Genomic DNA, 23,177 nt, shown 5'->3' on the forward strand with positions numbered 1-23,177 from the left:
ATCAATTAACATGTGGTTATGGAACATCAATGGCAGGTCCTGGATCTTCAATTGGGCAATGCCACATAATACAACCTGGCGGGCTATAATAAGGCGGGTGGTATGGATCGGCTTCAGCCTCTTCAATACATTTATTACACATTGGATGTTCTAACTCTTCACCTTGTCCTCCAACAATTTTTTTGAGTTCATACTTTGACAGCACTGTAGTCGATTTTAGTTTTTTCATACTTTTTTGGTTTTAGGTTGTTACTAAAAATAGCGATAATCATCTTAAATGCAATAGCTTATTTATTATTTTCAATTAAAGGATAGGTTGAACAACATTAGTTTGCACCTACACGAACCAATGTTTGAGATGAACACGAACCCAACAGAAAATAGCCTAGTAAAAACATAGATTTTACCGTCTGCATTTGCCACCAAAATATGACGTTTTTACTGTGATTTCATGCCAATAAATAGTTGCAAATTTCTTACCTTTGCGCAATCATTTATTGCTATACTTCATGAGCTTAAACATCCACTACCAAGAAGACTTTCAAGACCGTCATATTGCTCCAAATGCGGAAGATACTGCGGCAATGCTACACACTATTGGTGTAAAATCTATTGATGAACTGATTGAACAAACTGTTCCTCAAAAGATCAGATTAAAGCAACCCTTAAATCTGCCAAAGGCAAAGTCTGAAATTGAATACTTAACCAGTTTAAAGCAGACGGCTTCTTTAAACAAAGTCTTTAAATCCTACATTGGTCAGGGTTATTATGATACACTAACCCCTGGTGTAATTTTACGTAATGTAATGGAAAACCCAGGGTGGTATACCCAATACACCCCTTATCAGGCAGAAATTGCGCAAGGTCGTTTGCAGGCCCTGTTAAATTTCCAAACCATGGTAATTGACCTAACGGGAATGGAAATTGCCAACGCATCTTTATTAGACGAAGGTACGGCTGCAGCAGAAGCCATGTTTATGCAATACAGCTTACGTAAAGACCAAAAAGCGACAAAATATTTTGTTTCTGATTTGATCTTTGCTCAGACCATTGATATTTTAAAAACCCGTGCCAATCCATTCGGTATCGAATTGGTAATTGGTAACCACGAACAATTTACCGCTACCGAAGAATTTTTCGGTGCAATTGTTCAATATCCGGCAGGCAATGGCGAAGTATTTGACTATACCAACTTTGCAGCTACTTTGCATAGCCAAAACATTAAACTAACGGTAATTGCCGATCTGTTAAGCTTAACGCTATTAACGCCTCCAGGAGAATGGGGTGCTGATGTAGTTGTGGGTACTACCCAACGTTTTGGTGTACCAATGGGCTTTGGAGGCCCACACGCTGCTTATTTTGCTACAAAAGACGAGTACAAACGTTCAATTCCTGGTCGTATTATTGGTGTAACCATTGACAGCAATGACAATTATGCATTGCGTATGGCGCTTCAAACTCGTGAGCAACATATCCGTAGAGATAAAGCAACCTCAAACATTTGTACTGCACAAGCTTTATTGGCTATCATGGCTGGCTTTTATGCTGCTTACCATGGTCCTAAAGGTTTGAAAAAAATTGCAGAGCGCACACATGGACTAACTGTTTCATTAGCAAAATCGCTAGCTGAAATTGGTTATACCGTTTTGAGCAAATCTTATTTCGATACCATTCAATTAGACTTAGGTGATTTAACTGGTTCTATCCATAAAGAATGTTTAGACAATAACATCAACCTAAATTACAATGGAAATCTAGTGAGCATTTCATTAGATGAAACCACTTCATTTGAAGATGTAAAATTATTGGTTCGTATTTTCTCTAAAGTAAAAGGAATCTCAGCTGATAGCCTAAACGTTATTGAAAGCGTAGAAACGACCATTCCTACAAACTTACAACGTACTTCTGCTTATTTAACGCATCCAGTTTTCAATGCGCACCACTCTGAGCACGAAATGTTACGTTACATCAAATCATTAGAAACCAAAGATCTTTCGCTTTGTCATTCAATGATTGCTTTGGGTTCATGTACCATGAAGCTAAATGCAACTAGCGAAATGATCCCAGTTACCTGGCCAGAGTTTGGTAAAGTGCATCCATTTGCACCTGCCGATCAGGTGTTAGGTTACTATACTGTATTTAACGAATTGGATAAATGGTTAAGTGAAATTACAGGTTTTGCGGCCATGAGCTTACAGCCAAATGCTGGTGCTCAGGGCGAGTATGCAGGCTTAATGGTGATCAGAGCTTACCATCAAGATAGAGGCGATTTCCATCGCAATATTGCCTTGATCCCTGCTTCTGCACACGGCACTAATCCTGCTTCTGCAGCAATGGCTGGTATGAAAATTGTTGTAGTTAAATCGTTAGAAAACGGAAACATTGATGTAGAAGATCTAAAAGCAAAAGCAGCTGAACATGCAGCAAACCTTTCTTGCTTAATGGTTACTTATCCATCTACGCATGGTGTTTTCGAAGAGAGCATTATCGACATCTGTAACATCATTCACGAAAACGGTGGACAGGTTTATATGGATGGTGCCAACATGAACGCACAAGTTGGTTTAACCAGCCCAGCTAATATTGGAGCAGATGTTTGCCACTTGAACTTACATAAAACTTTCTGTATTCCACATGGTGGAGGTGGTCCTGGAATGGGTCCAATTGGTGTAGCAGCACACTTGGTAAAATATTTGCCTGGTCACGCGGTGGTTGACATCAACAACGAAAAATCTATTCCAGCTGTTTCTTCTGCACCTTGGGGTTCTGCCTCAATTTTGATCATTTCTCATGCTTACATTGCCATGATGGGTGGCGAAGGTTTAACTGATGCTACTAAATATGCCATCTTAAACGCTAACTACATGAAAGCACGTTTAGAGGCACATTACCCGGTATTGTATTCTGGTGCACAAGGTCGTTGTGCCCACGAAATGATTTTAGATTGTCGTGGTTTCAAAAATTTCGGTATTGAAGTAGTTGATATTGCTAAACGTTTAATGGATTATGGTTTCCACGCACCAACCGTTTCTTTCCCTGTAGCGGGAACTTTAATGGTTGAGCCTACAGAAAGTGAGCCTAAACACGAATTAGATCGTTTCTGCGATGCCTTAATTGCCATTAGAAACGAAATCTCTGCTGTAGAAAACGGAAGTTTGGATAAAACTGATAATCCTTTAAAAAATGCACCACATACTTCTGCAGTAGTTACTGCAAATGAGTGGACCCATGGTTACAGCCGTCAAACAGCTGCATTCCCACTACCTTATGTAGCCGCTTATAAATTCTGGCCATCTGTGGGCAGGGTAAATGATAGTCATGGAGATAGAGCCTTGATCTGCGCATGCCCTCCAATAGAGAGCTATATGGAAGAAGAAGCGATCGCGTAAAGATTGACCATTTTTTATTCAAATCATAGGATAGCCCGAACAAATGTTCGGGCTATTTTTTTTGATATCTTGTCATTTTGAGTGTGTATATTGTTAAGGCAAAAAACAGAGCTGCCTATCATAATTTTTTGATCCATATGAAACTATCGCCAAAAGCAGAAAACATAGTGACACAGATTAACCAAAAGGACACTAAACTTGGTGATTTACGAAAAATTGCAACATCGATAAAAAAAGACCATGATTTAGCAATGGAACTTTGGTCAACGGAAAAATACCTGGCTCGACAACTAGCAATTTTGATTATAGACAAAAAGCTGCTCTAGCAAGAAGTGATAGACAAGCTGGCTAAGGATATCGAAGAACATAAAGAAGAAGAAAGAATTCAATTGATTGATTGGTTAATGGCTAATCAACTTTCCAAAGACAAGAAAATGATTTCGCTCATGGAATCTTGGGAAAATAGTCCTTCGGCACTTCAAAGAAGAGTTTTTTGGTATTATCAAGCTCGCTTACGTTGGGTAGGACAAATACCTCCAACAAACACCGAAGAACTACTTTCAAAAATTGAAAATCAAATTGAAAAGGAAGAGCCAGAAGTTCAATGGGCAATGAATTTTACAGCAGGCTGGATTGGAATTTACGATAAAAAGTATCGGAACCGTTGTGTTGCACTTGGAGAAAAAACCGGCCTCTATAAAGATCAAATGGTATCAAAAGGATGTACACCTGACTACTTGCCAGAATTTATTGAGATTGAAAGTAACAAACGAAAAATTTAATTTTTGATTATCCCTGGTTCATGTTTACACGAACCAGGGTAATCTATTTATATCCCAATTTTGATACCCACATTCACACCTAAACCCCCAATATTGATATAAGATTTAAGGTCATCACTAGGTTTACTAGAATCGTAACCTGCTGTTCCTGGTACGTTAGAGCTAGAGGTTATCGTTTTATGGTAATTTGTTTCTCTTGTTCCGGTAGGTAGGTCACTTAAGCCTACATTCACTTTAGAGCCATTGGCCAATGTGCCCGTTGCATTGAAACTTCTTACCTCTTTGCTATCACTGTTTACAGATACATTACGGTATTCTACTTCACTAAAGAAACTGATGTTTTTACCTAATGGATAGTTAAAACCTGCTGCACCTAAAAACCCAACAGTTGGTTTAGGCTTAACCCTTTCGGTTCTGGTCAATTCAATGGCTACAAAATTAGGGTTTACTGTTTTTGCAATCGACCCTGTTTGATCGCTCACTGTGGTATTGATATCTAAATAGCCATACACAGGCACTACTGCACCCATTTTTAAATAAGGTTTAAATTTAGCCTCGGTTGGCAAATGGAATACCAAAGATGGCGTTAAATCTACTGCGGTAACCTGACCAACAGACTTTAAGCCTAAAACTTGTGTATTGCCAATATAACCCGTTTGTTTGGCCATGGTATTTTCTTCACTCTTGAAAAAATTTGCACCCATTTCTATCGCCACTACTTTATTGAACCTAAAACCTCCTGCTAATCCAGCTCTCCAACCTTGCCCAAAAGATCCGGTTATAGTTTCCTCAGATATCCTGGTTTGCGCCCCTGTAGAGGGGTTTATTGAAAATACATAATCTCTTGGTTGTAGCGACCCCACATTAGGAAACTCTACAGGAGTAACTTTCAAAAAATAACTGCCCGATGGTTTTAAATAAAATCCTCTTCCTTCTTGAGCAAATGCCCCAAAAGATGCTGTTGCAAGCAATGCAACAGATAAAATTAGTTTTTTCATAACAATAAGTTTTAGTACACAACAAACACATTCGTTATGCTTGCATAATATATTTAACGTTAGCTACACACTAAATGTTTTCTTAGCTAGAGATTTATCTTATCATTTGTACGTCATAAACATGAATTAATAGTTGCGAATTATTTTATCCTCTCTACATTTGCTAACAGTGTTAACTTTTTTTATCTAATGGCTACAGAACGAAGTTTGAAACAAAAAGAAGTAGTGAGAGAAGCAATTCTCGAAGCTGCCAAAACCATCGTCTTAAAAGAAGGGTGGCAAGCTGTTTCTATGCGCAAAATTGCAGATGCCATTGGTTACAGTTTGCCAGTAGTGTATAACCATTTCGAAAATAAGGACGCCATATTAGAAGAATTTGTAAAACAAGGTTTTGCAATGTTAGGTAAAACGATGGCAATTGCCAAAGCAAAATCACAAGTCCCTGCCCAGCAATTAACAGATATGGCCATTGCCTATTTTGAATTTGCTTTTTTACAAAGAGAATATTACCAGATGATGTTTGGTTTAGGAATGCCAAGCTGCGAAAGGGTTAGTCAAATTCCAGAGATTGGAAATTATGCAACGATTGTAATCGGCACCATACAGGCCTTAAGCAAGGTAGAAAAAGTAGAAGAAAAAACCATTTTAAAATACCATACTTTCTGGTCAATTCTTCATGGTTTAAGCTCTATCAATATGGTTAACATGACTGCTACACCAAATGAAATGCAACAACATGTATTGCTAGATGCGGTACAAGGTTTTATCAAAAACATCAATAATTAATTTTTAAAATAATCATAAAAAAATATCCAATGAGTTTAATAGAAGCATTAAAATGGCGATATGCCACTAAAAAAATGAACGGGCAAGCAGTGCCACAAGATAAAGTTGATCAGATTTTAGAGGCGGCAAGATTGGCTCCAACCTCTTCTGGTTTACACCCATTTAAAGTAATTGTAATTACCAATCCTGAGTTGAAACAAACACTTTTGCCTCATTCGTATAACCAATCTCAAATTATCGACTGTTCTCACCTTTTGGTTTTTGCAGCTTGGGATAATTATACTGAAGAGCGCATTAACCAAGTTTTTGAGCATAACAATAACGAACGTGGATTACCAAGTTCTACTACCTCAGATTATCAGAATATGCTAATCAGCAATTATGTACCAAGAACTGCCGAAGTTAATTTTCAACATGCTGCCCGCCAAGCTTACATTGGCTTTGGTTTAGCCCTTGCTGAAGCTGCTTTATTAAAAGTTGATGCTACACCGATGGAAGGTTTTGACAATGCACAATACGATGAAATCTTAAACCTTAAAGAAAAAGGTTTGAGAAGTGTTACCTTATTACCACTAGGCTATCGCGATGAAACCGGCGATTGGTTGGTTAACTTGAAAAAAGTACGTCAGCATAAATCAGACTTCATTATCGAGTTTAAATAAGAAAATATCAATTGATCAATGGGTGTATTGGCTAACAGTACACCCATTTTTTATGCCTTTTTAATTGTAAAAATATGTTAAAGATGCGCCAAAATACGTTTCCATTAAGCAATAATCAATATATTAGCGCATATACAATCAGCTTATTCTAATTTAATGAAATTTACTAGGATCCTATTTACACTGCTCTTTTTAACAAGCCTGTCTGCATTTGCACAGCAAGATAGCGTTGCATTAAACAATATCATTAGTAAAGTTAAAAAACTATCTGATGAGCAGCCTATAGAAAAAGTATACCTGCATTTTGACAAGCCCTATTATGCCGTAGCAGATACCATGTGGTTTAAAGCTTATGTAACCATAGAGCAGAATTTACCTTCGCCATTGAGTAAGATTGTGTATGTAGATGTATTTAATGCAAAAGACTCCTTAATCCAAACCTTAAAGTTGCCCGTAAAAAATAGTATGGCTTATGGCAATATCCCTTTAAACATGACCACTTACCAACAAGGGAACTACTATGTAAAGGCTTATACCGTTTGGATGCTCAATTTTGACAGCGCTTACTTTTTCTCTAAAAACATTACCCTCGGAGAAGCCATTGACAAACAACTCAATACTTATATTTCTTATACCAATGAACCTGCAGATAAAAACATCAAAACTACAGCTAGGATCCAGTTTAAGGATATCAATAAAAAGGTATATGCCAATAAAGTAGTCAACTGGCGGGTATTCTCAAATTATGATGAATTTGCAAGAGGGAGAGGCACCACAGATCAAAATGGATTTTTAAACATTAGTGTAACCAGCAAAAATGGAGAGGCCATTACAAAGGGAGAGATTATAACCGATATCGCTATAGCAGAAAAAGAAACTGCAACTGCTAATTTTAAGCTTAAACAAGCTCTAAATGAATTCGATTTCCAGTTTTTCCCAGAAGGTGGAGAAGTGATTGGTGGTGTACCGAACCAAATTGCCTTTAAAGCCCTTAAAAGTTCGGGTTTAGGTGTTGATGTTAAAGGAAGTATTCTAGATGAACAGAACAATGAAGTGGCTACTTTTAATTCTGATTTTGCAGGGATGGGCTCATTTTACCTTACACCAGAGGATGGAAAAAGCTATACCGCAAAAATTATCTCAAAAGCTGGATCAGTTAAAAGCTTTGCTTTACCTAAAGCTGCTGCCTCTGGCATAGGCTTACAGGTAATCAATTCTAGTCCAGATTTTATCAGCCTTAAAATTTTAGCAAACACTCCTTTCTTCGAGGCAAATAAAGGCAAAACATTTTTCGTGGTTACCCAAAACTCAAATGTGGTTTATTATGCTGCAAAAGCGAATTTATTGAACCAAGTAATATCAATTAAAATCCCCAAAAAAGATATTCCTTCTGGAATAGTCCAAATAACCTTATTTAACTCAGAGAGCCAACCTTTAAGTGAGCGTTTGGCTTTTGTGCTCCATGCAGACGTGATGAATTTGGCCTTAAAATCAGATTTACCAACCTACAAACCACGCCAAAAAGTAAAATTAACTTTAGATGCCAAAAGTGCAGGGGTTCCGTCGGTAGGCAATTTTTCTATCTCGGTAATTGACGAGCAGAAAGTACCAGTTGATGAGAATAGTGAAACTACTATTTTGAGTTCGTTGTTGCTAACTTCCGATCTGAAAGGTTATATCGAAAAACCCAACTATTATTTTGTAAAAACAGATGATAAAAAATTAGCCGAACTTGATAAATTAATGCTGACCCAAGGCTACCGCAGATTTGCCTATAAAGACCTACTCGAAGGCAAATTCCCTTCGGTTAGCTATTTACCTGAGCAAGGCATTAACATTACCGGAACGCTGAGAGACCTTACCGGTATGCCTATTAGAAAGGGAGCATTAAGATTAATGGTAACCAATAAACCGATTTCTGCAGAAACCATGACTTCGAATTCGGGGATCTTTAATTTTCAAAACCTTGTATTTCCAGACTCTGCTCAAGTAGTTATTAGTGCAAAATACAATGCCAATGCCGCTAATTTAATGATTGTGCTAGATGGTATGCCAACTGCGAGCAATGGTAAAAATCCAAACTTAGTAGATGAGGTAAGTAATATCGACACCCTGCTATCGGCCTACTTAAGCAATAGCCAAAAACAATACAGATACCTGCGAACCCTTAAACAAATTGAGGTAAAAGCTCCTTCTACAGTAAAAAAACCAAGCCATAGCGACCATGGTGCTTTAAGTGGTTTGGGTTTAGCCGACCATTTAATTGAAGGAGAAACTTTTAGTGCCTGTAATTTCTTGTTAGATTGTATAAAATCGAGGGCAACGGGCATGACCTATGATGAAACGCAGCAAAAGTTTTACGTTACCCGTAATTACAATACAGGCAGTAGAGTTGCCGTGCAAGTCTTCCTCAATGGAATGCCTGTTGATGCCAGAGATATCAATACGGTGATGGCAAACGAGCTAGAATCGGTAGAGATTTTTCTTCGCGACCCTCTAGGTACTGTTGACCGTTTATATAATACGAGCGGGGTATTGGTGATCAATACCAAAAAGAAACCAGTTGGCAGAAAAATCTCTAAACAAGAATTGTTGGATCTATTCCCTAAGGCAAACGTGATTACCTATAACCCAATGGGATACAGTAAAGAAAGAGAATTTTATTCGCCAAAATATCTTCCTGCTGCTCCAGTTACCAGTACAGACTTACGTACTACCATTTATTGGAACCCAAAAGTAGTTACCGACGATAAAGGAAATATAAGCTTAGAATTTTTCAATGCTGATGGCAAAGGAACCTACCGTGCTGTTGTAGAAGGTTTAGACAAAAATGGCAACATCGGTAGAAGTGTTTTAAGATATACCGTAAAATAGAATCAGGGCATCATCCTCAAAAATTGATGCCCTAATTCTTCTTAATCGGCTAACAATTCTTTAAGGCCTAAGCAAACCTCTTCCATCTTTTTATATGATGTAAAAGAATTCATTTGTTTCTTAAAGTCTATTACAATAAAACCAGGTTCTGCTTTGAGGTAAAAAGCTGTGCTATCTGACAATACTACATTTACGTTTTTAATGTCTGAAGATGCTGTAAAAAGTTGGTCGTCTTGTAATGCCTTTTCCAGATAGGCCACTACTTTATCTGTTTTCCGCTCTGGGTATGTAGCTTCAAAATTGTAACCAGCATCGTTGTTTTTCACACTGATAGATAAATTATCAGATGCAGAGCGAAAATTGCAGCTCAAGCCAAGTGCGGCCAAAAGCATGCTTAAATAAAGATATAATGCTTTCATTTGTTTTGATTTAAAGGTGATCATGAATTGAATGATTGAAAAGTTTAATTGCCGCCTGCCCTATTTTTGATATCGTCTGTTGCGGTATTTCTATTTCTGGCAGATTTGATACTCTGGTTACCAAAATTGTAACTTACACCAAATACTGCTCTCCTACTGATATAATTATTCTGCACCTTTAAATTAACGTTCTGATATAGTAAGGTACCTTTCCAATAATTGGTCGCAAATATATCGTCAATATTTAAACGGAACTTTAATTTTTTAGCCAGTATACTTTTTTGCAGCCCCATATTTAACGCGTATTGGTAAATTGTAGTCCGCTCTAAACCCCTTACTTTTGGCGAGTTTAGCCAAAAACTGGTTTCTATGGTCCAATTGTCTGGCAATACCACAGTGCTACCGATATTAAAACTGTAAGCTACTTTTTGGAGCTGAAAAGGGGCACCAGCAATGTTGTCGTCATTAAATTTATTGAAATACAGATTAAAATTACTCTGTATGTTCCACCACTTGGCAAGTTTTACAGGAAAATATAGGTTGGCTGTATAGTTTTGACCACTGCCAATATTGCCCTGCCCTACGGTTACAATTCTAGTGGTATCGTTCTGTGCGGTCTTACTATCCAAAATCATATCAGTAGTTTTGGAATAATTGAGTGATAGGGAAATCCCATTATTGTAAATATAACTGATACCGAAGTTATTTGTAAACTGTGGTTTTAAGTAAGGATTACCCTGCTGTATGGTATAGGGATCCATATAAAAATTAAATGGATTTAGCTGTTGGTAGTTTGGTCGATCGATACGTCGACCATAAGAATAGTTAATTTGATGCTTATCACTAATTTTCTGGCCTAAAAAAACTGTCGGAAATAAGGAGAGATAATCATTTGCAGCTATCGTGGCATTGGTAACCGAAGTACCTGTAGCATCGGTATATTCTGCCCTTAGCCCCACTTGCACTTGCCATTTCCCCCAGTCTTTTGATAAGTTGAGGTAAGCAGCGTGTATACTTTCTTTGTAAATAAACTGATTACTTTGTCCAGGTATGTTTTCCCAATTGGCATTACGCAATCGGCTTGCTAAAAAGTCGTTATCGGTTTTTACATAACTGCTTTTTAGGCCTGCCTCAAAATTTAATGTTTTAGAGATAGGTAAGGTTAAATCGCCTTTTACCGCATAAATATCGATACCTGTTTTACTGTCATTCTTTAATATACGATTTGAATCGAGCACATTACTGGCGCTAAAGAACTTGGCATCAAAATTCTCCAGCCCTTTGTAATCAAAACCCGAATAATCAACATCAAAATTTAAGCTAGCACCTTCTTTTTTTAATTCGTGCTTAAGGTTAAGGTTAATGGTATAATTTTGATTAGGGGTATTGGCATCCGAATTTTGCACCAATGAATGACGACTGCTGTTACCATTTTTCACCTCGCCAATAAATGTTTGTGTAAAATTATCCAGTTTGCGAGTACTCGTACTGGCATCTAGCATCATCCCAATAGTGGTTTTTTCATTTACAAAATAATCTGCACCCAGTTTTCCAGCCAACCTTGATCCAGTATAGATCTTGTTAAAATTCTGATCAAACGTAGTCATCAATCCATTAGATGCCGTTGTTCTGTTGAGCAATAGGTTAGAGAAATTGTTGTTTTTTGAAGCATTAGCATTGGTATAAAAGTTCCACTTTGCCTCGCGGTGATTAAGGTTAAAGTTAAACTCTGTACCATAAATATTCTTTGGCAGGTCTGATTTAATGGCATTGCGATAGTTTGAAGAAATACTCCCATTAGTACCAAAAGTTTTATTCCTTTTCAGTTTGATATTGATGATACCCGCATTGCCAGAAGCATCATACTTGGCCGATGGATTGGTAATGATCTCTATAGTGGCAATTTGACTGCTGCTCAAATTATTGAGAAAGGCATGCAGGTCTGGGCCAGAAAGAAAATTGTTCTTGCCATCAATCATCACGGTAATGCCGCTTTTATTGTTCAACAAAATCTGGTCGTTCTGTCTATCAATGGTTACCCCAGGCGCTTTTTCCAGCAGTTCTAATGCTGAGTTTCCGGTAGACATAATGCTGCTTTCTACATTCAGTACGGTTTTATCAATCCGATGTTCAACAAAGTTTTTCTTGTTTTCTACCACAACTTCTTTCAATAACTTTACCGTACTTTCTAACCGAATAACCGGGAGTTGAACGGTTGAATTACCGACTGTAAATTTTGCCGTTCTCGCATTTTTATGCCCCATTAAAGAAACAGAGAGTATATAATCTCCAGGTTTAACTTGTTCAAAAACAAAACCACCATTCACATCTGTTTCCATTCCCTTTACCAATGAAGTATCCGGAAAATTTAACAGTTTGATATACACATAGGCTATATCTTCATTCTTTTCATTGCTCACTTTCCCCGAAATCTTGCCAGAATTTTGGGCAAAAGAAGCCCCATATGCCAAAAGGCATACAATTAACGTAAATAATTTTTTCATAATTTTCTTTTCTTAACTGGTAGGCTAGGCTACCATCAACGGATAATATATAGTGATAATGAGCTATTATTGTTTACTTACAGGTTGCTCCTTTTATGGGTTATCTTGCTTGAACGGATCCAATTCGCTTTTACATTTTAAGCCATCTTCTGTCATGATCCACTCTCTGTAAGGACTATCGTAGTTGTTGTCTGTATTACATGAATAATAGTAAAACTGTAAGTAGTTATAAATGTTGTTGTTCAACATTAGACGTGTTCCAACTGGCACTCTTAAAGTGATATGAACTTCTTGGTTTCTCCAAATGCTTTCTTTTTTGAGATCTAACCTAGGGCTAAGCGTAATCAAAGAATCTTTCTGAGTGTATCTGTAATTGATATTCTGTGCATTTCTTAAAGCAATCGGAAACGTTTTACCTTGCGATTCGTAGGTTTGAACCATGGTTGTTTTATGGTTATCGCTTTTTAAGATTTCAATTCTCACGTTACGGGGCACTCTAAAAGGATGTTCATCTTCGTTATCAATAATTACACGATTGCCAAAATCCATTTCACTGATTTGATAATTCAAACTATCTTGTTTGCTAAATGCCATGCTTTTATCTACATCAATTACATAAGTAGGATAGGCTTTAATCTCTGTGGTTTGTACCAATTCTGCATGTTCCTGAAACTCTGATGTAATTTTAGCTGCAAAATATACTGTAAAAGAAGCACCTATTAGCCAGATGATCAACAACGAGAAAGAAAGGGTTTTGTTAATGGCAGTTTTGTTAAAAGCAACTCTGATGGCAAATAACACCAATGCTAAAATTGGAATAAATACCACTACAAAAGCACCCAATACAATTTCATTTCTAAAACCTTCATTGATAATAGATAGCGGGAAATAGTTATAAGCATTTGAATCCCAGAAGCCTAAAAATGCAGCCAAACAGATAATTAGCCCAATTAACATTCCAAAGCCGCAAACAATAAAAGCACCTGCAATAATTTTCATGATAATGGTACCTGTGGCGCCCAAAAGTTTACCTATAGAATCTACCATCTCTGTAATAAAATTTCCAGAACGTTTTACCATTGGTCTAAACTGCTCATTTGCAGATTTCATGTTTTCTTTAAAAGCAGCAAGCTCTTCGTCGAAACTTCTTTTATACCCATGAAGGTTGGTTGCCTCGCCCTTCATTTCCATCTTTTCAGATCTCGAAATCGCTCTTGGTGTGGCAATCCATAAAATGATATAGGCCAAAATTCCTGTTCCACCAATAAATGCCAATAAAAGGGCGATCAAGCGAACCCAACGGGTTTCGATATTGAGGTAGTGCCCCAAACCAGCACATACGCCCGCAATTGCTCCTTCGTCTGTATCGCGATACAATTTTTTGCCTGCGTCGAAATTTGTAAAATTGTTTGCTTTCGGTGCCTCTTCTTCCTCTTCAGATTGAAAGTCTTGAACACGTCCCATTTGCGCAATTACACCTTCAACATCTGTCAATTCGATCACTTGTTTTTGACCAGCTTGAAGAATTTCTGTAAACATTTCGGCAATGCGATTCTCGATATCGGTTACAATTTCGAAATCATCTGCATTTTTAGCAAAATGTTGTTTAATCTCGTTCAGGTAGGTAGTCAGTACTTCGTATGCATCTTCTTCAATGTGGATGATCGAGTTACCTATATTTATGATGAGTGTCTTTTTCATGTCTGTGTTGTTTAATTTTGAGAGTCTGATTGTTTTGGCGCTCCATTTTGTGAAGTAGTGATGGCATAAGCCAACTCTTGCCAGGTGTGGTCTAGTTGTTTTAAAATCTGTTTACCATCTTCTGTAAGCACATAATATTTACGTGGCGGACCAGAAGTAGACTCAACCCAGTTGTAACCTAACAATCCATTATTTTTTAAGCGGGTTAACAAAGGATACAAAGTTCCTTCAACTACCAATAGTTTGGCCTGCTTTAATTCGGCGATAATATCTGAAGCGTAAATCTCTCCCCTCGATATAATTAAAAGCACACAATATTCAAGTATGCCTTTTCGCATTTGCGTTTGCGTATTTTCTGCTATCATAAAACAAAGATATATGTTTCATATAGTATTATGCAATACATAGTACTATAATTATTTTAATTTATTTTATAACTAACTGATAAACAGTTATATAATTTTACATTATTTTTATCAAAATTTTAGATTAGCTACAAATAAGTAATTTAACAGCTCTATTAGCTTTGTTTTACACTAACTTTCCTCAAAAAAACTTCCAAATAAAATATCGAACTAAGATCTATTTTAACGTAATTTCAAAATAATATTTTAAGACTACTATTTCAGTAGTAATTATTTCATTACCTTTGCCCCTTCAAAAAAATATAAATGCTTAAAAAATCTATTGCCTTGATTAAAGCCGAGGCTGCCGAAAATTCGGAATCTTCTTTAAAAAGAAGTTTGGGTCCTTTCCAATTGGTCTTGATTGGTGTAGGCCTAACTTTAGGAGCAGGCTTATTTTCAATTACTGGTTTGGCCGCAGCCAATTATGCAGGTCCAGGTGTAACCATCTCTTTTGTAATTGCAGCTTTAGGTTGTGGTTTTGCTGCCTTATGTTATGCCGAGTTTGCGTCTATGATTCCTGTAGCTGGCAGTGCCTATACGTATGCCTATGCTACCATGGGCGAGTGGTTTGCATGGATTATTGGTTGGGATTTGGTGCTCGAATATTCTGTGGGTTGCGCTACAGTGGCCATCAGTTGGTCGCAATATTTAACCAAATTTCTGGCATCTTACCATATCTTACTTCCAGCACAATTAACCATCTCTCCTTTCGAAACTGCTAAGTTAAGCGATGGCACTTTGGTGCATGGCTGGATCAATATCCCGGCTGCTTTAGTGGTGATATTGATGACATTAGTGGTAATTAGGGGTACAAAAGGATCGGCCATTGTCAATGCCATTATTGTATTTTTAAAGGTTGGCGTGGTCTTGATTTTTATCGCTTTGGGTTGGCATTATATTGATCCGGCCAATTACAAGCCATACATTCCTCAAAACACTGGCGAATTTGGTCATTTTGGTTGGAGTGGGGTATTGCGTGCGGCTGGCTTGGTGTTTTTTGTATTTATAGGTTTTGATGCGGTAGCTGCATCTGCACAAGAGACAAAAAATCCAAAACGAGATTTACCAATAGGCATTATTGGTTCTTTATTGGTTTGTACCGTATTATTTGGCCTTTTTGCGCATGTAATGACTGGCTTGGCCAACTATAAAGATTTTGCCAATAGTGGCGCTCCAGTAGCCATTGCTATAGAAAAAACACCTTTCTCTTGGCTCAGTCAGGCCATTATCTTAGCCATTTTAATTGGTTATACCTCAGTAATTCTAATTGACCTGATGGCACAATCGAGAATGTTCTATGCCATTAGTAAAGATGGTTTATTGCCAAAAATGTTTTCAGACCTACATCCAAAGTTTAAAACACCTTACAAATCAAATATCTTACTTTGTACATTTATTGGTTTATTTGCTGCTTTTGTACCTTTAAATGTAGTGGGCGAAATGACCAGTATAGGTACGCTTTTAGCGTTTTTAATGGTTTGTGGTGGAATTCTGATTTTAAGGAAAACAGATCCAGATGCCGAAAGACCATTTAAAGTTCCATTGGTACCACTCATTCCTATTTTAGGCATTTTGGTTTGTTTAACCATGATGGCCTTTATGCCTTGGGAAACCTGGTTGCGTTTATTTGTTTGGTTAGCATTGGGTATGGCCATCTATTACCTATATGGAAAAAAGAACAGTGTGTTGGGTAAATCGTTCAAGAAATAGTACAATTTATTTAGGATAAAACACGCCGTACTTTTAAAAATAGGGTGCAAATCATTTTTTTCAACATTTTAACACACTAATGCTCATTGGCTTAAGATTTGTATAAGTTATAACATCTATCTTATACATCTACCTATGATTATTAAATTGCACAGCCCTTATACTTATGCAAGGCATAAAGAAGGAAAAGTAGTTAGCCCAGTATCACACAAAGACAGGGTAAATGCAGATCGTATAGTGATGTTGATTTTACTGCTTATTGCCATTACAACAGCCATCATTTTTGCTTAGATCTAGCTGGTTTTACGGATAAATAGCTTACAATAATAAAGTATCAATACGATGCGCCTGCACCATATTTAAGGTTGGCGACCAACTGTAAATGGTAAAATGCCCATCTTGTGAGGCAACTAAAGCCAATGCATTTCTTTGATCAAAAATAAACTGTGCTGCCGAAAGGTGTCTGGTACCTCCAGTTTTTGCTGGATGGATCACTTTGGCATCCCCTCCAGTAATGGGTTCAGAAAAAGACAATTCTTGAATGTGTGCACTGCTATTTGCCCTTCCGGTTTTAGCGCCAAAGGCCAAAAGTTCGTATTCATCAGTAATGATGGTTGCACCATCTATAGCCGTTAATCCAGCCAAATGATCTACTTCTCTTTTTAAGGCGCTTTGCCAAAAAATTTCACTTGCATCTGGTCTATCCTTCCTTACCAAATCTGCTAGCCCTTTAAAGGCTGGAGTTAAGGCATAACTAATGGGGTGGATAACTGATTGCTCCCAATCTTTGGTACCATGTGGCACTACCAATACTGCTCCGCCTCTACCATGTGCACGCATAGATACCGCCAATTGAATTAGAATATTGGCCGAATCATTCCAATAAGAATGTGCAGTGAGGTCTAACAAAGACAACAACATAGTAGGGCAATCGGCACTTGCCGCACTTTTTTCTTCTACAATTTTAATCTGATCGCCTTTAAGCACAGCCACATTGGTATACTTACCAAAACCATAAATCCGACGGTGTTTGATGACCAATAAGCCTGGCTCCGAAACATCTACTACAAAACAATAGTTAGGAATATTTAAGGTAGTTCCCCAAATATGGAGATTATACCCATCGTGCCACACCCCAATATGGATACCTCCACGTTCAACACCCGGAGCAAGCTTGGTTAAAACATTGGCATTTAAAGGTAAGGTTTGGTTAAAGAGTAAGGGTTTACCTGCCTGCTCTGGTGGTAAAAAAGCAATAGATATTTTAGGCGAATGACCTTCTTCCTTACGTAAGCTAGACCAAAAAGCAGCATCTAAAATAGCCTCAACTACCCTTGCAGGTGGCTGTGGAGCCAAATCTACTTCGCCCTTGGCATTGGCTTCTGCTAAATGTTTAGCAAAATGCGATTCTATTTTTTGAGCCACCAACTTAGCGGCTTGGTATGTTGCTCGGTTCACCATTTTACTAAGTTAAGTTTTTCTGTTTTTAGTTTGTTGCATCGCATGCACTGTTTACATTTTTTCGACTTTATTATTTTTAACAGCTCGAAAAACATTACTTATCCTACATCAATAACCAGCATAAGAAAGGAGCCTATCTTTGTATCAATAAATTATTACATTTATGGCACAGACAGTAGTACACAAAGCCAACACCCGAGGGGTGGCAGATCATGGCTGGTTAAAAAGTTACCAGAGTTTCAGCTTTGCTGGATATTACAATCCAGAGCGAATTAATTTTGGGGCATTAAGAGTTTTAAACGACGACATTGTTACCGGAGGCATGGGCTTTGGCGAGCACCCTCATGACAACATGGAAATTATCTCTATTCCGTTAGAAGGAGAACTACAACATAAAGATAGCATGGGCAACACCGCCACCATTAAAGCTGGCGAGATACAGGTGATGAGTGCCGGAACTGGAATCTATCACTCAGAATATAATCCGGATGCGAGTAAACCTGCCAAGTTTTTACAGATCTGGTTGTTTCCAAATAAAAGAAATGTAACACCGAGATATGACCAGATTTTATTGGATGCAACTGAGCAAAAAAATGAATTTGTACAGATCTTATCACCAAATGCAGATGATGCAGGGGTATGGATTTATCAAGATGCTTGGTTCAATCTGGCGAAGTTTGATGCTGAAACCAGCAAAACCTATCAATTGCACAAAAAAGGCAATGGCGTTTACATCTTTGTACTTAAAGGAGAAGTAGAGGTTAATGGTCAAGTTTTAGAGACCCGTGATGGTTTTGGAATTTGGGAGACAGATTCGTTTGCGGTAAAAGCAATTACAGATGCTGAATTTTTATTGATGGAAGTTCCGATGGAATTTTAATTGAAGGCGATGCAAGTAATAGAAATTCTGATTGTTGGCACCAACAAGCCAATTTTAGCCACCATAGAAAGGTTGATCAATAAAGAAGGTCAATGGGTGGCCACGCTTAGCTATTCGGTAAAAGAAGCAACTTCCATTTGTTTGGAAAAAGATTTTGGCCTTTTGTTAATTGGTGCAGGACTTGGGGAAGATGAAGAAGTAGCACTGAAACAACAAATTGCAATACTGAGGCCAAAACTGCCTGTAGTTAAACACTATGGCGGTGGTAGTGGACTGTTGTTTGCAGAAATCTATCAGGCACTAGCTACTTCATAAAAAAAGCTCCCAATAAAAATTGGGAGCTTTTTATTTTTTGGCCAAATCTATTTATAGGTTTCTGCTAATTTTAAAGCATTGTATGCATTTACAATTCCACCACTAACGCAAAGGTCTGCGAAAGGAATACTCACCGTATCTGCACCTTTTAAATTACTGATATTGTGGTTCACTTTGGTAACCGATTTTAAGATGATCTCCTTTACCTGCACAGCAGTTAATTTTGGATAATAAGAACGAATCAAAGCAGCCAAACCTGTTACTACCGGTGCGGCCATACTGGTTCCATCTTCGTCAATATATTTATTATCTGGCACTGTAGAATGGATACGCACCCCTGGCGCAAAAACATCAACAGCTGTTTTGCCATAATTAGAAAAAGGTGCTTTTAGATTATCTCCATCAATTGAGCTCGATGCACCTACAGTAATCCACGAGCTAGCCACACCTCCATCTAAATAGGTTTTAGAAGGAAAATTAGGTTCAACATCAATATCCTTATTATCGTTACCTGCAGCATGAATTAACAATACATCTTTACTTACAGCATATTTTACTGCCTCATCTACCACTGCTTTATCTGGCGAATAATCTTTACCGAAACTCATGTTCAACACCTTTGCTCCATTATCAGCAGCATATCTAATGGCATTGGCTACATCTTTATCGCGTTCATCTCCATTTGGGGTATTGCGTACACCCATAATCAAAACATTATCTGCTACACCTTTTATCCCAATATTATTGGTACGGTCGGCACCGATAATACCTGATACGTGAGAACCATGTAAAGCATCAGGCCCTTTAATGTCGTTATTACCATAAAACCGTTCTTTGCTATTGTTCGGATCATCACCAACTATAGCACGAGGGTCGTAATCTAAATTGAGGTTATAGTTAACCATCTCATAGGCTTGTTTGTATCCTGCCTCGATTTCGCCCTCATAAAATGACTTGAAATCTGTTTCTTTTAAAATATCAAGCATGGCAGCTTTCATTCTATCTTCTTGCTGTCCTTGTGGCTTAAAAGCTTCAAAATCTGCAAGGGTTGGGTTAGGTTTCCCAATTTTTTTCACTACGCCATCCAAAACATATTTAAAGCCACTTACACCTTGTAAATCACTTTTAGCTGTACCCAATCTTTTTTCTAATTCTGTACGGTTGATCAAAAAAGTTTCGTAATCGGCTTTGTCTTTTGCAGCTACCGTGCTTGCGGTTAGTCCTGCAAAACGGGCATCATCCCTACGTACCAAACGCGTTAATTCTAGGCTCTCAAATTCAATAGAACCTGTTTTTCCACCCAAAAAATTCCAACCATTGATATCGTCTGCATAACCATTCTTATCATCGTCTATCCCATTACCTGCAATTTCTTTTTTATTTACCCAGATAATGCGTTTGAGGTCTTCGTGGTTTAAATCTACTCCACCATCTAATACGGCAACTAAAACTGGGGTCGATTTCTTTCCTTTTAGTAAATCTTTATAAGCTTTTTCAGTACTGATACCGAAAACAGAATCTGTTTTAAGATCGAGATTCTGCCAGTTTGGTTTTTGCTGTGCCGATGAGAAGAGCGGAAATAAAGCTACTAGCAATAAGGCAGCTGATCTTTTAAAAAAATTGTAATTCATATCAAAGTTTTAGACGTAAGAAAACGGTTTGCTTCCGTTTTTATTGTTATTTATATCAGTACCCTTATTCAACAACAATGCCATAATTTGTCAATAGCCCTATTAAACCATCGGCTGAGAATTTTGCTTTGCGCAATTGATTTTTTTCAGGGTCTATGGTAAAGTTATAAGAAGTGGTAAAGTTGGCTCCATTTAAAATGCTCTGCATAAATACAGCGGTACTCAGATCGCAACGTTCAAAAACAGCAGATGTAAGGTCTGCTTCAGAAAAATCGGCACCTTTTAAAGAGCAGTTTTTAAAATGGCTTTTTTTATTTTTCTTTTTCATGAAGGCTGCATAATCTAATATGCAATTGGTAAAATCTACACCAAAAAGAAAATCTTTGGCATGCGAGAAATCGGCCCCTACCATTTTACAATCGTTAAATTGTACTTTATCAAATCCTATAGGGCCAAACTTGACCATGCTTAGGTTGCAGTTCTCAAAAGTACATTTGGTAAAATTGCAACCATAAAAATCTGCGTCTGTTAGGTCACAGTTTTTAAAGGTGCATTCATCAAATTGGGTATCTTTTCTTCCTTTTGTTGGCAATGAAACTTTTTCAAATACTTGATCGGCGTAGTATAAACTTTCTTCTGTTGACATGGCTATAATTATGAAGCGCAAATTAACAAATTAAGCAGAAATTAAGTCTTAGATTCGAGAAAAGTAAATGGAATAGAAGTCACAAAATGTGGTGGTATAAACCCGACAGCAATGAAAAGCCCCGAAGCATGAGGGCTTGTAGTGGATGGCGGGACTGTACTTACCTAAGCCTTACTGACTTTGATTTACTAGCGATTTGACACACCCCTTTTATAAAAAAGAATAGATGTAAAGAAGGGCTTATTGTAGCAAATGTTCAACTGATCGACAATAAAATTGACCGATTACCTGAGCACTTTACACGATAAGCCCTTGTATTTAGGCTGCTTTTTTGGTTAATAATTTTTTGATTCTGTTTTCAATATCGTCTAGGTCAAATGGCTTGCTAATGTAGTCGTCTGGTGTAGCCATTTCGCTCATCTGTTTGCTCCTCACATTGGCAGACATTACAATAACAGGAATGTGTTTGGTGAAAAGATCGTTTTTTAGATCGTGGCAAATTTCAATGCCATTGCCATCGGGCAACATCACGTCTAAAATAAAAAGATCGGGGATTGAATCTTTTAGTTTGCTTTTCATTTCTTTAAGGGTCGATGATAGCTGCAAATCGTACCCTTCATCTTTTAATAAAAACTCGATAATGTAACCGATGTCTTTATCATCTTCTAAAATGTGTATCCGTTTCTTCATATTGAGGAGAACAAAAAAACGATGTTATTGTTTGGTACCAACCTTAATTTTTTTTCAAAAATAAATCAGCTCGAAACTGGTGTTTGATCTTCGCTAAGGTTGAGGGTGCTGTAGCCATAGGCACAGAACAATAACAACACCACAATACAGATCCAAAGTGGGCTGTAACCCAATTTTTCTGCCAAATAGAAACCGCCTGTTGGGCCAACCACTTGGGCAATTGACCAGGCCACTGTATAACCAGCTGCATATTGCCCTCGGTTAAACTCATTGCTTCTTTTAATCACAAAAGTATTGACAAATGGAATGGCAAACATTTCGCCAAAAGTGAAACAGGTTACACTGATTAGTGCCACCACCACAGGCAAAAATTTAGGCAGCATTAAGGTGGCAAATGAAAGACCTACAATTAAAACACCGGTTACGATGTAAAATACTGGCGAACGTTTGTTCTCGATCTTACTGATCATCACCATTTCGAACAGTGCAATAATTACCCCATTTACGCCTAACACCATTCCGATCAGGGCTTCGTCTAAATGCCAAACTTCCTTAAAAAATACCGGTACCACCCTAAACATTAAAAAGAAACAGGTAGCAAAAACGGTGGTCAACAACAAAAATTTGATAAACAAAGGATCTTGCCATGGTTTGCGAACAATTATCCCTTCAAGCTTGGCCGCTACCGCTTTTCTGAATCCTTTAACGGCAGGCAAAAACATAAAAATGGCAAAGGCTACCAGGATGCTCACTACCCCATCTACAATAAACAACAGCTGATAATTGAAGGAGGCGATGATGCCCCCAATACTAATCCCCACTGCCCAACCAATGTTGGTGGCTAAACGGTTTAAAGAATAAGAACGTGTCTCTTTTCCTTCGGCAGCATAAGCAGCAATGGCCGTAAAGTTAGCAGGGCGAAAAGCATCACAAAAAAAACTGATCAGTACCGCCAACACACATAGAGTATTAAAATGACTAACCTGCGAAAACACTAAGAAAAATAAACCGCCAATAAGTGAAGAAAAAATCTGTACCGGCCTAAAGCCAAACATGTCTGTAAGCTTACCACCAGCGGTTGCCCCTAAGATAGAGCCTACCCCAAACAAGGAAATAATGATCCCTGCATCTGAAGCCGGGCGATGTAAAGATTTTGTCACATACAAACCCATAAATGGAACCGCCATGTAACCACAACGGTTAACTAAAATAACGATACTTAAAAGCCAAGTTTCCTTACTTAAACCCGAAAAAGAGGTTTTATAGGCCTGAATAATTTGTTGGAACATGGGGTTGGGATTGACGATCAAAAATAGACATTC

General features: G+C 37.7%; 20 protein-coding genes. 9 read left to right on the forward strand and 11 right to left on the reverse strand.

Annotated elements, in window-relative coordinates:
• Positions 1-16: 16 nt before the first annotated feature.
• Positions 17-229 carry a hypothetical protein gene (locus tag AQF98_RS13170; protein WP_055132413.1) on the reverse strand — a complete coding sequence of 71 codons (213 nt, stop codon included), beginning with the start codon at positions 227-229 and terminating at the stop codon, positions 17-19.
• A 280-nt stretch (positions 230-509) separates the two neighbouring features.
• Between AQF98_RS13170 and gcvP the strand changes: the two genes are divergently transcribed.
• Together gcvP and AQF98_RS13180 are read left to right on the forward strand one after the other, a co-directional pair.
• Entirely contained in the window at positions 510-3,389 is a 2,880-nt protein-coding gene (gene gcvP / locus AQF98_RS13175; protein WP_055132414.1) for an aminomethyl-transferring glycine dehydrogenase, read from the forward strand.
• Positions 3,390-3,721: 332 nt separating this feature from the next.
• Entirely contained in the window at positions 3,722-4,171 is a 450-nt protein-coding gene (locus AQF98_RS13180; RefSeq protein ID WP_200911876.1) for a DNA alkylation repair protein, read from the forward strand.
• A gap of 47 nt (positions 4,172-4,218) precedes the next feature.
• Here the strand turns inward: AQF98_RS13180 and AQF98_RS13185 are convergent, their stop codons facing one another.
• Positions 4,219-5,169 (reverse strand): outer membrane beta-barrel protein, encoded by a 951-nt coding sequence (locus AQF98_RS13185; protein ID WP_055132415.1) that lies wholly within the window; start codon positions 5,167-5,169, stop codon positions 4,219-4,221.
• A gap of 189 nt (positions 5,170-5,358) precedes the next feature.
• On the opposite strand from AQF98_RS13185, the gene AQF98_RS13190 reads away from it, so the two are divergent.
• From AQF98_RS13190 to AQF98_RS13200, 3 genes are all read left to right on the forward strand, one after another.
• Positions 5,359-5,955 carry a TetR/AcrR family transcriptional regulator gene (locus AQF98_RS13190; RefSeq protein WP_055132416.1) on the forward strand — a complete coding sequence of 199 codons (597 nt, stop codon included), beginning with the start codon at positions 5,359-5,361 and terminating at the stop codon, positions 5,953-5,955.
• A gap of 29 nt (positions 5,956-5,984) precedes the next feature.
• Positions 5,985-6,617, forward strand: a complete 633-nt coding sequence (locus tag AQF98_RS13195) for a nitroreductase family protein (protein ID WP_055132417.1) — start codon at positions 5,985-5,987, stop codon at positions 6,615-6,617.
• A gap of 156 nt (positions 6,618-6,773) precedes the next feature.
• A complete protein-coding gene (locus AQF98_RS13200) occupies positions 6,774-9,491 on the forward strand; it encodes a carboxypeptidase-like regulatory domain-containing protein (protein ID WP_055132418.1) in 2,718 nt (905 codons plus the stop codon).
• 41 nt (positions 9,492-9,532) lie between these two features.
• On the opposite strand, the gene AQF98_RS13205 is transcribed toward AQF98_RS13200, so the two are convergent.
• From AQF98_RS13205 to AQF98_RS13220, 4 genes are all read right to left on the reverse strand, one after another.
• The gene (locus AQF98_RS13205) at positions 9,533-9,910 is read right to left on the reverse strand and encodes a hypothetical protein (protein ID WP_152969711.1); all 378 of its coding nucleotides are present in this window, start codon (positions 9,908-9,910) and stop codon (positions 9,533-9,535) included.
• A gap of 44 nt (positions 9,911-9,954) precedes the next feature.
• Positions 9,955-12,414, reverse strand: coding sequence for an outer membrane beta-barrel protein (locus tag AQF98_RS13210; protein WP_055132420.1), 2,460 nt, complete (start codon positions 12,412-12,414; stop codon positions 9,955-9,957).
• Positions 12,415-12,507: 93 nt separating this feature from the next.
• Positions 12,508-14,115, reverse strand: coding sequence for a PspC domain-containing protein (locus tag AQF98_RS13215; protein WP_055132421.1), 1,608 nt, complete (start codon positions 14,113-14,115; stop codon positions 12,508-12,510).
• 11 nt (positions 14,116-14,126) lie between these two features.
• Complete coding sequence (locus AQF98_RS13220) at positions 14,127-14,480, reverse strand: PadR family transcriptional regulator (RefSeq protein ID WP_055132422.1); 354 nt, start codon at positions 14,478-14,480, stop codon at positions 14,127-14,129.
• A gap of 306 nt (positions 14,481-14,786) precedes the next feature.
• Between AQF98_RS13220 and AQF98_RS13225 the strand changes: the two genes are divergently transcribed.
• Both AQF98_RS13225 and AQF98_RS22225 read left to right on the forward strand, forming a co-directional pair.
• A complete protein-coding gene (locus tag AQF98_RS13225; RefSeq protein WP_055132423.1) occupies positions 14,787-16,232 on the forward strand; it encodes an amino acid permease in 1,446 nt (481 codons plus the stop codon).
• Between the two features lie 135 nt (positions 16,233-16,367).
• Positions 16,368-16,523: a hypothetical protein gene (locus tag AQF98_RS22225; RefSeq protein WP_200911877.1), complete on the forward strand. Its 156-nt coding sequence runs from the start codon at positions 16,368-16,370 to the stop codon at positions 16,521-16,523.
• 27 nt (positions 16,524-16,550) lie between these two features.
• On the opposite strand, the gene AQF98_RS13230 is transcribed toward AQF98_RS22225, so the two are convergent.
• Positions 16,551-17,693: a putative sensor domain DACNV-containing protein gene (locus AQF98_RS13230; RefSeq protein WP_055132424.1), complete on the reverse strand. Its 1,143-nt coding sequence runs from the start codon at positions 17,691-17,693 to the stop codon at positions 16,551-16,553.
• A 163-nt stretch (positions 17,694-17,856) separates the two neighbouring features.
• Between AQF98_RS13230 and AQF98_RS13235 the strand changes: the two genes are divergently transcribed.
• Together AQF98_RS13235 and AQF98_RS13240 are read left to right on the forward strand one after the other, a co-directional pair.
• On the forward strand, positions 17,857-18,573 hold the full coding sequence (locus tag AQF98_RS13235) for a pirin family protein (RefSeq protein ID WP_055132425.1): 717 nt from the start codon (positions 17,857-17,859) through the stop codon (positions 18,571-18,573).
• A 9-nt stretch (positions 18,574-18,582) separates the two neighbouring features.
• Complete coding sequence (locus AQF98_RS13240) at positions 18,583-18,888, forward strand: hypothetical protein (protein WP_055132426.1); 306 nt, start codon at positions 18,583-18,585, stop codon at positions 18,886-18,888.
• A 47-nt stretch (positions 18,889-18,935) separates the two neighbouring features.
• Here the strand turns inward: AQF98_RS13240 and AQF98_RS13245 are convergent, their stop codons facing one another.
• From AQF98_RS13245 to AQF98_RS13260, 4 genes are all read right to left on the reverse strand, one after another.
• Positions 18,936-20,519: a S8 family peptidase gene (locus AQF98_RS13245; protein WP_055132427.1), complete on the reverse strand. Its 1,584-nt coding sequence runs from the start codon at positions 20,517-20,519 to the stop codon at positions 18,936-18,938.
• Positions 20,520-20,583: 64 nt separating this feature from the next.
• On the reverse strand, positions 20,584-21,165 hold the full coding sequence (locus tag AQF98_RS13250; RefSeq protein WP_055132428.1) for a pentapeptide repeat-containing protein: 582 nt from the start codon (positions 21,163-21,165) through the stop codon (positions 20,584-20,586).
• 318 nt (positions 21,166-21,483) lie between these two features.
• On the reverse strand, positions 21,484-21,855 hold the full coding sequence (locus AQF98_RS13255; protein ID WP_055132429.1) for a response regulator transcription factor: 372 nt from the start codon (positions 21,853-21,855) through the stop codon (positions 21,484-21,486).
• Between the two features lie 65 nt (positions 21,856-21,920).
• The gene (locus tag AQF98_RS13260; RefSeq protein WP_055132430.1) at positions 21,921-23,144 is read right to left on the reverse strand and encodes an MFS transporter; all 1,224 of its coding nucleotides are present in this window, start codon (positions 23,142-23,144) and stop codon (positions 21,921-21,923) included.
• Positions 23,145-23,177: the final 33 nt, after the last annotated feature.

The organism is Pedobacter sp. Hv1 (assembly GCF_001412215.1).
In the GTDB taxonomy this organism is placed as follows: Bacteria; Bacteroidota; Bacteroidia; order Sphingobacteriales; family Sphingobacteriaceae; genus Pedobacter.